14 protein-coding genes and 1 riboswitch are annotated in these 14,121 nt (G+C 59.7%); of the genes, 8 read left to right on the forward strand and 6 right to left on the reverse strand.

The genetic code is table 11. The features are described from left to right. Nucleotides 1–6 precede the first annotated feature (6 nt). The 4 genes from srlD to gutQ all read left to right on the forward strand — a co-directional run bounded on the left by srlD (nt 7) and on the right by gutQ (nt 3,009). Nucleotides 7–786: a sorbitol-6-phosphate dehydrogenase gene (gene srlD / locus ACUTQW_RS19820; RefSeq protein ID WP_020439580.1), complete on the forward strand. Its 780-nt coding sequence runs from the start codon at nt 7–9 to the stop codon at nt 784–786. Nucleotides 787–831: 45 nt separating this feature from the next. Then, nucleotides 832–1,188: a transcriptional regulator GutM gene (gene gutM, locus ACUTQW_RS19825; RefSeq protein WP_004951985.1), complete on the forward strand. Its 357-nt coding sequence runs from the start codon at nt 832–834 to the stop codon at nt 1,186–1,188. Between the two features lie 83 nt (nt 1,189–1,271). Continuing rightward, nucleotides 1,272–2,045: a glucitol operon DNA-binding transcriptional repressor SrlR gene (srlR, locus tag ACUTQW_RS19830; protein ID WP_445654942.1), complete on the forward strand. Its 774-nt coding sequence runs from the start codon at nt 1,272–1,274 to the stop codon at nt 2,043–2,045. Next, nucleotides 2,038–3,009: an arabinose-5-phosphate isomerase GutQ gene (gene gutQ / locus ACUTQW_RS19835; protein ID WP_004951990.1), complete on the forward strand. Its 972-nt coding sequence runs from the start codon at nt 2,038–2,040 to the stop codon at nt 3,007–3,009. Before srlR ends, gutQ begins: the two co-directional genes overlap by 8 nt. A 46-nt stretch (nt 3,010–3,055) precedes the next feature. Here gutQ and ACUTQW_RS19840 read toward each other — a convergent pair whose 3' ends face one another. The 3 genes from ACUTQW_RS19840 to thiM form a co-directional block, all read right to left on the reverse strand. After that, entirely contained in the window at nt 3,056–3,514 is a 459-nt protein-coding gene (locus ACUTQW_RS19840; protein WP_006327252.1) for an inhibitor of vertebrate lysozyme family protein, read from the reverse strand. An 86-nt stretch (nt 3,515–3,600) separates the two neighbouring features. Continuing rightward, entirely contained in the window at nt 3,601–4,401 is an 801-nt protein-coding gene (thiD, locus tag ACUTQW_RS19845) for a bifunctional hydroxymethylpyrimidine kinase/phosphomethylpyrimidine kinase (RefSeq protein ID WP_006327254.1), read from the reverse strand. Continuing rightward, nucleotides 4,398–5,192 (reverse strand): hydroxyethylthiazole kinase, encoded by a 795-nt coding sequence (gene thiM / locus ACUTQW_RS19850; RefSeq protein ID WP_006327256.1) that lies wholly within the window; start codon nt 5,190–5,192, stop codon nt 4,398–4,400. The genes thiD and thiM overlap by 4 nt, the downstream gene beginning before the upstream one ends. 36 nt (nt 5,193–5,228) lie before the next feature. Beyond that, a riboswitch (TPP riboswitch) is annotated at nt 5,229–5,320 on the reverse strand. A 68-nt stretch (nt 5,321–5,388) separates the two neighbouring features. Between thiM and ACUTQW_RS19855 the strand changes: the two genes are divergently transcribed. Then, nucleotides 5,389–5,814, forward strand: a complete 426-nt coding sequence (locus ACUTQW_RS19855; protein WP_037433499.1) for a GNAT family N-acetyltransferase — start codon at nt 5,389–5,391, stop codon at nt 5,812–5,814. A gap of 78 nt (nt 5,815–5,892) precedes the next feature. Here the strand turns inward: ACUTQW_RS19855 and ACUTQW_RS19860 are convergent, their stop codons facing one another. Next, nucleotides 5,893–7,143 carry a glycoside hydrolase family 68 protein gene (locus tag ACUTQW_RS19860; protein WP_037433501.1) on the reverse strand — a complete coding sequence of 417 codons (1,251 nt, stop codon included), beginning with the start codon at nt 7,141–7,143 and terminating at the stop codon, nt 5,893–5,895. A 346-nt stretch (nt 7,144–7,489) separates the two neighbouring features. Between ACUTQW_RS19860 and ACUTQW_RS19865 the strand changes: the two genes are divergently transcribed. Beyond that, complete coding sequence (locus ACUTQW_RS19865) at nt 7,490–8,170, forward strand: class I SAM-dependent methyltransferase (RefSeq protein WP_006327258.1); 681 nt, start codon at nt 7,490–7,492, stop codon at nt 8,168–8,170. Here ACUTQW_RS19865 and ACUTQW_RS19870 read toward each other — a convergent pair. Then, a complete protein-coding gene (locus tag ACUTQW_RS19870) occupies nt 8,147–9,388 on the reverse strand; it encodes an MFS transporter (RefSeq protein ID WP_006327259.1) in 1,242 nt (413 codons plus the stop codon). The two genes, ACUTQW_RS19865 and ACUTQW_RS19870, sit on opposite strands and share 24 nt — an antisense overlap. 94 nt (nt 9,389–9,482) lie before the next feature. On the opposite strand from ACUTQW_RS19870, the gene ACUTQW_RS19875 reads away from it, so the two are divergent. Together ACUTQW_RS19875 and rluF are read left to right on the forward strand one after the other, a co-directional pair. Continuing rightward, nucleotides 9,483–9,926, forward strand: a complete 444-nt coding sequence (locus ACUTQW_RS19875; RefSeq protein WP_445654943.1) for a winged helix-turn-helix transcriptional regulator — start codon at nt 9,483–9,485, stop codon at nt 9,924–9,926. A gap of 281 nt (nt 9,927–10,207) precedes the next feature. Beyond that, on the forward strand, nt 10,208–10,936 hold the full coding sequence (gene rluF, locus ACUTQW_RS19880; RefSeq protein WP_064799725.1) for a 23S rRNA pseudouridine(2604) synthase RluF: 729 nt from the start codon (nt 10,208–10,210) through the stop codon (nt 10,934–10,936). Nucleotides 10,937–11,038: 102 nt separating this feature from the next. On the opposite strand, the gene ACUTQW_RS19885 is transcribed toward rluF, so the two are convergent. Further along, nucleotides 11,039–14,083 (reverse strand): autotransporter outer membrane beta-barrel domain-containing protein, encoded by a 3,045-nt coding sequence (locus tag ACUTQW_RS19885; RefSeq protein WP_445654944.1) that lies wholly within the window; start codon nt 14,081–14,083, stop codon nt 11,039–11,041. Nucleotides 14,084–14,121 lie beyond the last annotated feature (38 nt).

The raw sequence follows: 14,121 nt of genomic DNA on the forward strand, positions 1-14,121 counted from the left end.
TAGACCATGTCTGAAGTAGCGGTAGTGATTGGCGGCGGCCAAACCTTAGGTGCGTTTTTATCCCACGGCCTGGCGCAGGCGGGTTACCGGGTCGCGGTAGCCGATTTGAACGCCGACAATGCCCGGCAGGTGGCGCAACAGATTAACCATGAGTTCGGTGCGGGCCGCGCCCAGGCTTTCCAGGCCGACGCCACCGACGAGCAGAGCGTCATTGCGCTGACGGCGGCGGTGGATCAGGCGTTCGGCCAGGCCAATCTGCTGGTTTACAGCGCCGGTATCGCCAAGGCGGCGCCGATCACCGATTTCCTGCTGGGGGATTTTGACCGCTCGTTGCAGGTCAATCTTGTCGGCTATTTTTTGTGCGCCCGCGAGTTTTCCCGCCTGATGATCCGCGACGGCGTAGCCGGGCGTATCATCCAGATCAACTCCAAATCCGGCAAGGTGGGCAGCAAACACAACTCCGGCTACAGCGCGGCCAAGTTCGGCGGCGTGGGGCTGACCCAGTCGTTGGCGCTCGATCTGGCGGAATACGGCATTACCGTGCATTCACTGATGCTCGGCAACCTGCTGAAGTCGCCGATGTTCCAGTCGCTGCTGCCGCAATACGCGCAAAAGCTGGGGATCGAGCCGGATCAGGTCGAAAAATATTACACCGACAAGGTGCCGTTGAAACGCGGCTGCGACTATCAGGACGTGCTGAACACCCTGCTGTTTTACGCCAGCGACAAAGCGTCTTACTGCACCGGCCAGTCGATTAACATCACCGGCGGCCAGGTGATGTTCTGATGTGATCGCCTCCCCCTCCACCCGGAGGGGGATTAAGGAGGCATTATGACTCAAGCATTGGTTATCTTCGCCGTACTGGCCTGGCTGCTGCAAATCGGCCTGGGCGGGTGGCAAATCCGCCATTTCAACCGCGCCTTCGATCGCCTGTGCCGGCAGGGCACCGTCGGCGTCGGGCGCTCCGGCGGCCGTTTTCGACCCCGGGTCGTGCTGGCGCTGGCTTTCGACGCCGAGCGGCGAGTGTGCGGCAGCCTGATGATGCGCGGCCTGACCATCTTCGCCCGGCCGCAGCCACTCACCCATTTGCACGGCCTGCATCAACAGGATTTGCGCCCGGATGTGATCTTCCCCGAGGATCGTGCATGCCGGACTGCACTATCGTTAGCGATTGCCCCTAAATCATGATATTTTCACATTAAAAGACATTACCTTTCATATTGAATTATTCGTTGAAGGGAAATGCTCACCTCTTGTGAACGGGAATCGCGATGAAACCAAAGCAGCGGCAGGCCGCTATCCTTGAATATCTGCAGCGGCATGGCAAAACGGCAGTGGACGCCCTGGCCGAGCATTTTTCCACTACCGGCACCACCATCCGCAAGGATCTCACCCTGCTGGAAGAGGAAGGCGAGGTGATCCGCACTTACGGCGGCGTGGTGCTCAGCCGCGACGACGGCGACCAGCCGATCGACCGTAAAACCCATATCAACAGCGAAAAGAAACGCCAAATCGCTTACGCCGCCATCAAGCTGATTAACGACGGCGACTCGTTGATTTTCGACGCCGGCAGCACGGTGCTGCAAATGGTCCCGCATCTGGCGCAGTTCAATAACATCACGGTGATGACCAATAGCCTGCATATCGTCAACGCGCTGGTGGAGCTGGACAACGACCAAACCATCCTGATGCCCGGCGGCACCTACCGCAAAAAATCGGCCTCGTTCCACGGCAGCCTGGCGGAGTCGGCGTTCCAGAAGTTCAGCTTCGACAAACTGTTTATTGGCGCGGACGGGGTCGATCTCAACGCCGGCGTCACCACCTTTAACGAGGTGCACAACGTCAGCAAGGCGATGTGCGAGGCTGCCAGCCGCATTATCCTGCTGGTGGATTCGTCGAAATTCGGCCGCAAAAGCCCGAACGTGGTGTGCGACCTGAGCGCCGTGGATACGCTGATCACCGATAAAAACATCAATCCGGATTACCTCGCCGCGCTGCAAGCGAAAGGCATCAATATCATTCTGGTAGGAGATTCCGATGAGTAACGCTACTGCCCTGCTGGCCTTTGCCCGCGAAACGCTGGAAATTGAGCTGACCGAAGCGCAGCGCCTGCTGGCGCGCCTGGACGACAATTTCGTCTGCGCCTGCGAACTGCTGTTGAACTGCCGGGGCAAGGCAGTGATTTCCGGCATCGGCAAATCCGGTCATATCGGCAAAAAAATTGCCGCCTCGCTGGCCAGCACCGGCACACCGTCGTTCTTCGTCCACCCTGCGGAAGCGCTGCACGGCGATCTCGGCATGATCGGCGCCGACGACGTGGTGGTGTTTATCTCCTATTCCGGCCGCGCCAAGGAACTGGATTTGATCCTGCCGCTGCTGGCGGAAAATAACATCCCGGTGATCGCCATTACCGGCGGCAAAGAGTCGCCGCTGGCGCTGGCCGCCGCCTGCGTGCTGGACATCAGCGTCGAACGTGAAGCCTGCCCGATGGGGCTGGCGCCCACCTCCAGCGCGGTCAATACGCTGATGATGGGCGACGCGCTGGCGATGGCATTGATGCGCCAACGCGGGTTCAACGCCGAAGACTTTGCCCGCTCCCATCCGGGCGGCAGCCTGGGGGCGCGCCTGTTGAACCGGGTACACCACCTGATGCGCACCGGCGATCGCCTGCCGCAGGTCAGTGAAAACGCCAACGTGATGGAAGCGATGCTCGAACTGAGCCGCACCGGGCTGGGGTTGGTACCGGTGTGCGATGCGCAGCAAAAAGTGGTGGGGGTGTTTACCGACGGCGACCTGCGCCGCTGGCTGGTAAAAGGCCATAGCCTGCAGGATGCGTTGGGCCAGGCGATTACCCGCCCCGGCTACCGTTTGCCGGAACAGTGGCGCGCCGGAGAAGCGCTGGAGGCATTGCACGAACAGCACATCAGCGCCGCGCCGGTGGTCAATCTGGATGGCGTGCTGGTGGGCGCGATCAACCTGCACGATCTGCATCAGGCCGGCATCGGCTGAGTGCGTGGCCTCAGGGCGCAGGCAATGAACTGCGCCCCAGGTCGTTTTATTTCCAGTCGGGATTGCTCTCGAACTGTTTTTTCAGCAGCGCCTTCATGTCTTCGTTCGGCTTGCCCAGCCATTGGTACTTGGCGTATTTCTTTGGATGATCGATCGCTTCCGGTTTGTTGGCGACCTCTACCCGCACGCCCCAGGCCTGGGATTTGTCTTCTTTAAACGCCACAATCAAAAAGTTGTTGGCGCAATCGTGCGGCTTGCACAGATTACCCACCAGGTAGTTCTGCCCCTTCCAGCTCAGGCTTTGCGCCGGAGTGGAAGTGCCCATCCCCTTGCGCGCCCAGCCCGGCAGGCGAGCCTGCCCCTTCACCATGTTCTGCCAGCTGGTTTGATAACCCGGCTGCTGGATCACGTCCGAGGTGGTGACAATCTGCTGGGCAACGCTGCCCGCACTGAGGCTGAGTAACGCGCCGAAGATGGCGCAGCGAAGTGCGTTTTGTCCTGTCATGGCCTTCTCCCTTGGTTAAATCCGCTCGTACCCGGCAAACGCCGGGCATGGATCCAGTCTGACCACAACAACGGCAAAAAGTTGAATCACCACCACGCGTGAAAATGATGCACCGGCCCGATGCCGTGCCCCACTTCCAGGGTATCTGCCTGCTGCAACGCCTTTTGCAGATAGTCCTTGGCGGCGGCGACCGTGCCGGCCCAGTCTTCATGGCGCGGGCGCAGCGCAGCCAGCGCGGCGGAGAGCGTGCAGCCGGTGCCGTGCGTATGACGAGTCGCTACGCGCGGTGCAGTGAAGCGCAGTTCCTGCTCTGCGCTGAACAACCAGTCCGGGCTTTCGTTTTCGCTGAGGTGGCCGCCCTTCATCAGCACCGCCTGGCACCCCATGGCCAGCAACGCCCGGCCCTGTTCGCGCATCTGGTGCTCATTTTCCGCCGGGGCGCACGCCAACAGAGCCGCCGCCTCCGGCAGGTTCGGCGTGATGATCGACACCTGCGGCAGCAGTTCGCGGCGGATAGACTCTACCGCCTCCGGCGCCAGCAAGGGATCGCCGCTTTTCGCCAGCATCACCGTGTCCAGCACCACGAACGGCGGCCGGTAATGCCGCAGGCGTTCGGCCACCGCCTGCACGATATCGGCGTTGGCCAGCATGCCGATCTTGGCGCTGTCGATGCGCACGTCGCTGAATACCGAATCCAACTGGGCGGCGACGAACGCCGGATCGATGTTATATACCGACTGCACGCCACGGGTATTTTGCGCCACCAGCGCGGTGATCACGGAAGTGCCGTAAGCCCCCAAGGCAGAAAAGGCTTTCAGATCGGCCTGGATGCCGGCGCCGCCGCTCGGATCGGTGCCGGCGATGGTCAAAGCGTTAATCCGTTTCATTGCAGCTCCTCCGCACGCAGTTGATACAGGGCGTCGAGGAACGCCGGGGTAAAGCTGCCCGGCCCCGCAGCCCGGTGCGTGGCCCGCTCGCCGCAAAGCGACATCACCCGGCAAGCGGTCGCGACGTTGTCCAGCCGATCGCCCGGCAGGCTGCAAAATGCCGCCACCACCGCCGAAAGCGCGCAACCTGTGCCCACCACCCGCGTCATCAGCGCATCGCCACCGGCGACCGCCCAGTCGCGCCGGCCATCGGTGATGTAATCCACCACGCCGGTTACCGCCACCACCGCGCCGCTGAGCTGCGCCAGTTCTCGTGCCGCCGGCAAAGCCGCCAGCGAGTCGTCGGTGCTGTCTACGCCGCGCCCGGCGCTCTGCCGGCCGCTCAGCGCCATAATTTCAGACGCGTTGCCCCGGATCGCCGCCGGCTTCTCGCCCAGCAAACGACGGGCAAAGGCGGTGCGGTACGCCAACCCGCCTACCGCCACCGGATCCAGCGTCCAGGGCGTTCCCGCCAAATTGGCGGCTTCTACCGCCGCCAGCATGGATTCGGCGCGCGAGGCATTGAGAGTACCGATATTGATTAACAGGGCACTCGCCATCTGGCTGAACTGCGCCGCTTCGGTCGGTTCCACCACCATCGCCGGGGAAGCGCCAAGCGCCAGCAATACGTTAGCCGTCAGCTCCTGCACCACTTCGTTGGTCAGGCAGTGAATCAGCGGGGGCTGTTGTTTGAATTGGGTCAGACAGGCCGCGGCGCGGGCGCCGGGTAAAGCATCAGGTCGAGCGAACATATTCCTCCCAACCGGCGTTCAAGAAGGCAGGTACCGGTTGGGGCACCGAGACTTCCCTACGCTGGCATAATCCAGATCAGGTAATACGGGTAAAATCTCAGCCCCTTGGGGCACCCCGAGTCAAGGAGGCCATTATTGGGGTTGCTGCCGGTGAGGTCAATCGCGCTATAGTGTCAAAAAATAAAAAGGAGCTGCCATGCAAATAAGACCCTACCGAGAAGCCGATCGTCCGTTCTTGCGCACCCTTTATCTGGCTGCGCGCAAGGCGGCGTTCACCTGGCGCGATACCGAAGATTACCGGCTGGAGGATTTCGACCGCTCGACGCTGGGCGAGGATATCTGGGTGGCGGAAGATCAGGGAAAACTGCTGGGATTCGTGTCGATTTATCGCCAGGATAACTTTATTCACAACCTGTATGTCGATCCTCACTTGCCGCCACGCGGCGTCGGCACGGCCCTGCTGCAAGCGGCGGAACGAACCTTTACCGCCATCGGCTCGCTGAAATGCCTGGTGAAAAACGAGAAGGCGCTGGCGTTTTACCATAAGCATGGCTGGCAAAAGATAACCACCGGCAACGACGGCGGCGAAGAATACTACCTGCTGCACTCGCCTAAAAAATAGCCTCATCCGCTGTGAGCCAAACCTGAAAAGGCCTGACATCGTCAGGCCTCTGGAGCGGCTCAGGCTACAAGCCGCAGGTTACCCTTGCAAAACGATATCCTGCATTGCAGGGATATAACCGTAATCATAGACCTCGCGTACAAAGGAACGGTCGCCTTCCAGCACAATCCGTACCGTTGGCGCCTCAGTTCCGCCGATACGGTAATCCTCGCCGACGGTCGGCACGCTGTCGATAAACGACGTCACCAAACCATTCGGCATCACGCAATGCGAATACGTCTGGAAAGGCTGTTCCGGCGGGTTACCCAGTACCAGACCTGAGGCGTTCATCGGCGTGTAAGGCCCGGTCAGACGATCGCTGACGAAACCGTACACCCCATCCGGCCCGGTCAGACCTTCGGCATAGGTGAATTTATGGCTGATGGTGAACAGGTAATACTTGCCGTCCTGGAACACATAGTGCGGACGTTCGGTCTGATCGTTGACACCCACCGCCGTGACCAGCGGCGGCAAAATCTCCCACTCTTCACCGCTGTGATCCTTCGCCACCGCCAGGCCGATGCAGCCCACCTGGAAACGTGCGCCGCCCACCGCTTCATGGCCCGGCGGCACCAGCCCCAACTCATCCGGGCCAACCACATGCGAACCGCGATCGCCGGCTACGTTGCCTTCGAACACCATATACAGCTTGCCATCCTGCGGATCGATAAACGGGCTTGGGTCACGGAAGTTCCAGTAGGCATTCTGCGCTTCGGTCTGGTAATACACCCCATCGGCCTCGAACAACGATTTCACCTCGTTGAAGTCCTGCAGTTGCACGCCGTCATCCGACGTCACAATGCGACCGCGCACTTTGGCAATGGTGGCACCCGGCGTCACGCAGGTGTAATACAGGTCGATGTCGCCTTCGTTATTCAACAGGATCGGGGTACCGGCCCATTCACGCGTCGTCGGTGAAACCCCTTCCGCCATCACCCGGCCGCCGAAGATCCAGTCTTTGCCGGTACGGGAATACCAGTAACACATGCGTGCACGGCCGTGGCGATCTTCCCAGTCACGCTTGATGTCGTAATTGCCATTGCCATCAATATACTGCGGGTCATGCGGATGGCGATCGGCGGTCAGCGTCAAAATCACTGACCAGCCGTTGACGGAGACCACGGTGCCATCCAGGGTGCGCAGCGGCATGGTGTCCCAGATGAACACGCTGTCGCTCATTACCGGAAAATCGGCGCTCACCAAAGGTTGCGTGGTGGTCGGATCCTTTTCGTTAACTTTCAGCGCCTCTGCTCGGGTCCAAATGGTCGGTTTGTAATTTACGTTTGTCATAATGATTTCCTCTTAGCAAGTAAGCTCCCCCATGCCGGGAACGACGGCGGCAGGAGCGGTGAGCGCGGCAAAATGTGACGCGCTGCGGCTGATGAGTGGCCGTGCCGCTATATTGCTAAATCGGTTTGGCTAATGCATGCGGTTAGGTTTGTGTGAGGCGCCAGACAAACCCTAAAGGTAAGAATGGCGAAATGAGTGGGATAAGAGAAAGAGGCAACCAAGTCAGCAGCTGTGAGCCGAGAACCTTTCAGCACTGCCCTGCGCCCATGCAACAATGCGAATGGATTTCATTTGCGTTAAAGATTATCCTCCGGTTTACCTCTTACAGGCTATTCAAGGAATGGACATGCAACATCAAACGGATACCCGTTTCCCGGACGCTGCGGCGGCAGACTACGATCGCCGTATTCTGACGCTGGTACCCGGCTATCAGTTCGCCCAGTCGCTGCTGACCGCCACCCTGGCACAGGCGTTACCGCCGCAAGCCCGGCTGCTGCTGGCCGGTTGCGGCACCGGCAACGAACTGATTGCGTTGGCGGGCATCGGCCCGCAATGGCTTTTCAGCGCCGTGGAACCTTCCGCCGGCATGCTGGCGGCTGCACGCACCAAAGCGGAAATGGCAGGCTGTGAACCACGGGTCACCTTCCACCAGCAACTGTTGGATCAGGCGCCGCAAACGCTGCACGACGCCGCCGTTTGTTCGCTGGTGCTGCACTTTATTGCCGATGACGGCGCCAAGCAGGCCTTCCTGCAACAGTTGGCCGCACGGTTGTCGCCAGGTGCGCCGCTGCTGCTGTTCGACTACCAGCCGGATGGCCTGCCGGTCAGCCACTATCAGCATTGGCTGCAAAGCGCCGGGCATTCCCTCGACGGCGCACGTGAGGTGATTGAACGCACCCGCAGCAACTGGCATCCGCTAGCGGCACAGCGCGCCCGATTGCTGCTGACGGAAAGCGGTTTTACCTCACCGCAGTTGCTGTGCGACGCGCTGGGTTTCCGGCTGTCATTGCTCTACCGCCGCGCCTGAGGCCGGCATGCCACGCAGCGTCAGCCACCAGAACAGCAAGGCCACCAGGCTGACGCCCGCCCCTAACCAACACACGCCGGGCCAACCCGCCACGGCGTAGACATGGGTGCTGGCAAAGGCACCCAGCCCGCTGCCCACGGCGTAAAACAGCATATAACAGCCCACCAACCGGCTGTGGGCCTGCGGGTGCGCGCTAAAAATCATGCTCTGGTTCAGCACATGAATCGCCTGCCCGGCCAGATCGAGCAGCACAATCCCGACCACCAGCCACCCCAGGCCGTACCCCAGCATGCCGAGCGGCAGCCAAGCCAGCACCAGCAACAGCAGGCAGACACCGCTCGCCACTTGCCCCAACCCGCGATCCGCCAGATGCCCGGCACGCACCGCCGCCAGCGCACCCACCGCCCCGACCAAACCGAAGGCGCCAATCACCGAATGTGAAAAATTGAACGGCGCCTGACTGAGCGGCAGCACCAGCGCGCTCCAGAAGATACTGAACGCGCCAAACATCAGCAGTGCCAGCATGCCGCGAATTTGCAGCGTGCGATCGCGCAGCAATAAAGCCAGCATCGAGTGCAGCAAGGCCGGATAACTGAGCGACGACGGCGGCGTGCGCGGCGTTGGCAACAGGCGCGACAACACCGGCAACAGGATCAACGTCACCGCAGCCGAGAAAAAATAGACCGCCCGCCAGCCGCCGATATCCGCCAGTGAGCCGGACAAGGTGCGCGCCAACAACAGGCCCAGCACCACCCCGCCTTGCGCCGCGCCCACTACCCGCCCGCGTTCATGCGGTGCCGCCAGGGTGGCGGCAAAGGCGACCAATCCCTGAGTCATGGCGGTGCCGAGCAGCCCCACCAACAGCATGCCCGCCAGCAATAGCACGCTGCTGTGCGCCCAACCCACCATGCACAGCGCGGCCATCAACAACAGTTGCTGTACCGCCAGCAGCCGGTGGCGATTAATCAGATCCCCCAGCGGCACCACCAGCAACAGAGCCAGCGCACAGCCAAGCTGGGTGGCGGTGATCACCATCCCCACCGACGCCAGGCTGATGTTGAAATCATGAGCGATCGCATCCAGCAGCGGTTGGGCGTAATACACGTTAGCCACGCTGAAAGCGCTGGCCCCGGCCAGCAGCAGCACCAGCGAAACGGGTAGCCGGCTGAGCGCACGGCTTTGCGGCGGACAGATCGGATCCAGCGTTTTGTCACTCATCGTTCACCCTTAAAGTGGTTTCATTATTAAACCCAATGAACTTTACGCGTAGAGGTTTTATAATGCAACCAGATATCATGAAGGGAACTGAGCCATGAAACGTAAAAGCCTGGAAGATGCACAGTGTCCGGTGGCACGTACGCTGGATGTGATCGGCGATTGGTGGTCGCTGCTGATCGTGCGCGACGCCTTTGACGGCATACGCCGCTTCAGCGAGTTTCAAAAAGGGTTGGGGATGGCGAAGAACATTCTCTCCACCCGCTTGCGCACGCTGGTGGCGCACGGGGTGTTGGAGATCGTGCCTGCCTCGGACGGCAGCGCCTATCAGGAATATATTCTCACCGACAAGGGCCGCGCCCTGTTTCCGGTGATCGTCGGCCTGCGCCAGTGGGGGGAAGATCATCTGTTTGCACCGGTCGAAGCGCACTCGCATCTGGTGGAAAGCGGCAGCGGCCAACCTATCCCGCGCATGACGCCGACCGGCCACGGCGGGCAGACTCTTACGCCGCTGAATACCCGAGTGGTGAAGGTGGAATGAGCATCAGCGTCGCCATGGGCTCCCACTGTTGGGAAAACCTGCCGAGGAAGGTCATCGTTGAACCTTGTACGCCTGAAATCAGAGTATCGGCATGCATAAAAAGCCATAAAGGGTCAGATATGACACTTTATGGTTTCCGGCAGAACAACGTGAAGCCGTGCTCAGGTACGTAGCAAGGAGAATAACCTTGCTTGGCGTGACCGAGCTTAAAACGACGTGAACGTGCCCCGGCCTTGCAACGTCCCCTGCGTAAGGTATAGTCCGCGTTTTACGGGGAAACCATGCTGACTCAATCATCCATTCGCCTTAACAAATACATTAGCGACAGCGGCATCTGTTCCCGTCGCCATGCCGATCGTCACATCAAGCTGGGCAACGTTTTTATCAACGACAGGCTGGCCGCCGTGGGCGCACAGGTATTTTTAGGGGACAGGGTGAGGGTTAACGGTCAGCAAATCGCGCCACGTAACGCGGATGATCTGGTGCTTATCGCGCTCAATAAGCCGGTTGGCGTCCTCACCAGCATGGGCAAGCACGAGCGGGATAACATCGGCGATTTCGTTAACCACAGCCAACGCACCTTCCCTATCGGCCGTCTGGATAAGGCCTCACAGGGGCTGATTTTTCTGACCAATCAGGGTGAACTGGTCAACAAGATCCTCCGCGCCGGCAATAATCACGAAAAAGAGTACCTGGTCACCGTAAACAAACCGCTGACCGATGCGTTTATTCAGGGTATGGGGGCGGGTGTGCCGATATTGGGTAAAGTGACCCATCCATGCCAGGTGGAGAAAGAAACCTCGCAGGTGTTTCGCATTACGCTGGTTCAGGGGCTTAACCGCCAGATTCGCCGCATGTGCAAATATTTCGGTTATGAAGTCACCAAGCTTGAGCGCGTACGCATCATGAACGTCGATCTCACCGGGCTGGCGCTGGGCGAGTGGCGGGATTTTACCGCTGATGAACGGCTCGAATTATTTAAGCTGATAGAGCACTCTTCGTCCGAATAGCCTTGCCTTGCGGCACAAGAGCGCCGAAGCTGAGATATCGCCAGGCAACATCCCGTTGCCCAGCGACATCTCGATACCACAAAGACCTAATTCCTCAACACATCAGAATGACCATTTGATGTTGGCATTGACCGCATTAACCTGAGTATCGGAACCGTATTGCCCCTGATAACCGACGGCCAGCGTGGTGGATCGCGACAGCTTCACGCTCACCCCGACATCAGCCACCATCAGATTGTCATCAACCGCCTGGCCCTGGGTGACAAAAGCGTCACTGCCGGCAAATGCCATGCGCGATGAGGTATTTTTATCGCCGTAGGCATGCTGCCAACCCAGTGAGCCGTAAAGGCTGACGTTTTTCGGCAGCTCTTTGGTTCCACGCACGCCCAATGTCGAATAGAACGTATTCATCGTTTCATTGCGGACGCTCAGCGCGGCGGCGCCGCCCTTTTCCTGGAAGTTATCGGTGTGCAGACGGATGTAGCTCAGATTGATAAAGGGCTCGACGTTCGCGTCCGGTTGACCAAAACGATAGCTCGCTTCGGTGAACGCCAGCAGCGAGTCGGCGTCGTAGTCCGCCTTGAGCCGATCCGAGAAATTGCCGAAATCAACGTTGCGCTCATTCTCAAGCCGATGCCAGGTGTAACCCAGCGCACCGCGCAAGGAGAAGGCATCCTGCTGCCCTGCGGCATACAGACCCAGGTGGTAATTGTCGCTGTCGGACTTGGAGCGGCGGCTATCAATATCGTAATCGCCGCGGCTATACCCAAAATATCCCCCAACGCGGACACTGTGGTCGGTGAGTTTACGATCGGCACCGATCAAGAAGCCGCTGGTGTTGCCATCCAGTTTCCCCACGTTGTCGTTACCGCTGTTTCTTGTCCAGGAGCCGAAGGTCTGCCCCCATACGCCGTTATTTTCGGCATTGGCCGGCTGAACCAGCGTCATCGCCAGCGGTGGAACGGGCAATGCATCATTATCAAACGCGCGCAGCATGCGCTGATTCAGGACGCTGAACACTTGGGTGCTGCCGGCGATTAGATTTGACTGAATGGAGGGATATACTTCACCAGACAGTTGATTGAATGCGTCGCGGGCTTCCGGCGCGTTCAACAACAGCAAGGAGTTGTATAAGGCCAATGAAGGGCCGCTCTGCGCCAACGTCGACAGGGCGCCGGCGGTATTCCACTGGTTGCCGGTTTGCGCCACCGTTTGGAAAATACCGGGCTTGCTGCCGCCTTCACCTGGGTTACCGCCTTCACCTGGGTTACCGCCTTCACCTGGGTTGCCGCCCTCGCCTGGATTACCGCCTTCGCCTGGATTACCGCCTTCACCTGGGTTGCCGCCTTCGCCTGGGTTACCGCCCTCGCCTGGGTTGCCGCCCTCGCCATCTTTTTGCGCAATCGTCAGATCCACGGCATTCGTACTCTGGTTGAGCGCCACGTCCAAAAATGCAGATTTTGAGATAGCCTCGGCAAACTTGCCGTCAATCCCGCCCTCCGAGGTTAAAATGCGGTAGCTTTGTCCTGTCTTATAACTGGTTTGCGGATCCAGCGCGGTAACCTGCACTTTGGCCTGCTCGCTGATGGTGGTTTTACCCGCTACGACCAGTTTGTCGCTGCTGCCGTCACCGGCGATATCGACGTCGTAGAAAGATTCACCGAGGAAATTCAGATAGCGTTTCAGCGTGAGCGTGCCGATATTGCCGTCGCCGGGGGAAATATGGCCACCGGACTGGATCTCGGTCTGGCCCAGGGTGCCGTTGCCGCCCAGCGTACCGCCGGATTTGATCGACGCGGCGCTGCTGTAACCCAGGCCATTGCTGACGTCAGAACCGGCCGTGGCGTTGAGGATCAAGGTGCCGCCGTTCTCGGCGCTCAGCGTCTGCACGTCGAAAGGACTGTCTTCTGGCTGCGTATTGATATCGCCGGCGATGATGATTTTGCCGCCCCGCGCGGTCACATTCGCCTTGAGCTGGGTCAGATCGCCGCTCAGCGTCGTGCGCCCGGCGGTATTGATAACCTCGCCTTCCCCCATCATCTTGTTGCGGAAGTCGTAGTTGTCGGAAGTATGGTTAAAGTAGACATAGCTGCCGAACAAGCCGCCCCGCAGGTTGACCGCCGTCTGGGCATCGATGGTGCCCGCGCCACCCGCCGCGCCGAGCGTGGGTTCGGTCAACCCGGTGCCGGTATCCATATTGCCGCGGCTGCCGATGATCAGCGCGCCTCTGTTCGAGCCGGAGCCGGTATCGCCCAACCGCAGTTCGTTTGCGCCGGCGGAAAACTCGCCGCCGTCAACGACCGACAGCACGCCGTTGCCGTAATCCCCCACGCTAACATGGCTCCCGCTGGTAAAGCGCGAGCCATTGCCGGCGATGTAGAGTTCGGCGGTTTTACGCGCGCCTGAGACGCCCGCCACCTCGGTGCTGCCGACGTTGACCGCACCGCCGTTCAGCACATCAAGATCACCGTAAAGCGTGAGCGCGCGGCCGACATGCCACTGCGAATTCGCCCCCGTAACCGTGGCTTTCGGGCTTAGCTTATCGGTCTCGCCGGGCCCGGAACCGTTGCCGATGCGCGCATCGAACGTGGTGTTCAGCACCGCGCCGTCTTCAATCGACAGAGTGGATCGGGCCCCCAGATCGGTGCCGACGCTGAGAAAATTGCTGACGACTCTGGAACCGGCGCCCGCCGCGACGAGATGGCTGTCGTAGCCGCGGCTGGAGCCGACGACGATCTCTTTCGCGCTGGCCAGCGCGCCATCTTCAACCCGCAATGTGCCTAGCCCCAGATTAATGTTGCCGTGCATGACGGATTGGTCATTGATGGCGTTCAATACCGCGTTCGGCCCTTTGACAGTGACCGAACTTTCATAAATTTGACCATTGGCGCGGGTGCCGATATTGATGTTATAGGCGTTGACTTCACCATTATCGATTAACAGGTTCCCGCCTTGATTACGACCGACGTAAACATTGCCCGCGTAGCTCAAAGGTTCCGTAATACGGGAGTCGCCATCAAAAATAGCATCATCGGCGCGCGCCATATCGGCGGGCCCAATCAATATCAATGGCGCGGAAAAAAGTGCAAGGTAAACTTTGGAAAGCGGTTTTCTTACCGCTAAGTGATGCGATGTTTGATCTTTCATGTTCTCTCTCCGGCCCAATTATCTTGATGCCATCAAAG

The sequence above is a fragment of the Serratia sp. TSA_7 genome (genome assembly GCF_052692135.1).

What these genes read in the sequence shown, in the direction of transcription:
- thiM (WP_006327256.1), bottom strand. Translation starts at nt 5,192, where the DNA reads ATGTTCGCTCGACCTGATGCTTTACCCGGCGCCCGCGCCGCGGCCTGT.
- ACUTQW_RS19885 (WP_445654944.1), bottom strand. Translation starts at nt 14,083, where the DNA reads ATGAAAGATCAAACATCGCATCACTTAGCGGTAAGAAAACCGCTTTCC.
- rluF (WP_064799725.1), top strand. Translation starts at nt 10,208, where the DNA reads ATGCTGACTCAATCATCCATTCGCCTTAACAAATACATTAGCGACAGC.
- ACUTQW_RS19870 (WP_006327259.1), bottom strand. Translation starts at nt 9,388, where the DNA reads ATGAGTGACAAAACGCTGGATCCGATCTGTCCGCCGCAAAGCCGTGCG.
- srlR (WP_445654942.1), top strand. Translation starts at nt 1,272, where the DNA reads ATGAAACCAAAGCAGCGGCAGGCCGCTATCCTTGAATATCTGCAGCGG.
- ACUTQW_RS19865 (WP_006327258.1), top strand. Translation starts at nt 7,490, where the DNA reads ATGCAACATCAAACGGATACCCGTTTCCCGGACGCTGCGGCGGCAGAC.
- thiD (WP_006327254.1), bottom strand. Translation starts at nt 4,401, where the DNA reads ATGAAACGGATTAACGCTTTGACCATCGCCGGCACCGATCCGAGCGGC.
- gutQ (WP_004951990.1), top strand. Translation starts at nt 2,038, where the DNA reads ATGAGTAACGCTACTGCCCTGCTGGCCTTTGCCCGCGAAACGCTGGAA.
- srlD (WP_020439580.1), top strand. Translation starts at nt 7, where the DNA reads ATGTCTGAAGTAGCGGTAGTGATTGGCGGCGGCCAAACCTTAGGTGCG.
- ACUTQW_RS19840 (WP_006327252.1), bottom strand. Translation starts at nt 3,514, where the DNA reads ATGACAGGACAAAACGCACTTCGCTGCGCCATCTTCGGCGCGTTACTC.
- ACUTQW_RS19855 (WP_037433499.1), top strand. Translation starts at nt 5,389, where the DNA reads ATGCAAATAAGACCCTACCGAGAAGCCGATCGTCCGTTCTTGCGCACC.
- gutM (WP_004951985.1), top strand. Translation starts at nt 832, where the DNA reads ATGACTCAAGCATTGGTTATCTTCGCCGTACTGGCCTGGCTGCTGCAA.
- ACUTQW_RS19860 (WP_037433501.1), bottom strand. Translation starts at nt 7,143, where the DNA reads ATGACAAACGTAAATTACAAACCGACCATTTGGACCCGAGCAGAGGCG.
- ACUTQW_RS19875 (WP_445654943.1), top strand. Translation starts at nt 9,483, where the DNA reads ATGAAACGTAAAAGCCTGGAAGATGCACAGTGTCCGGTGGCACGTACG.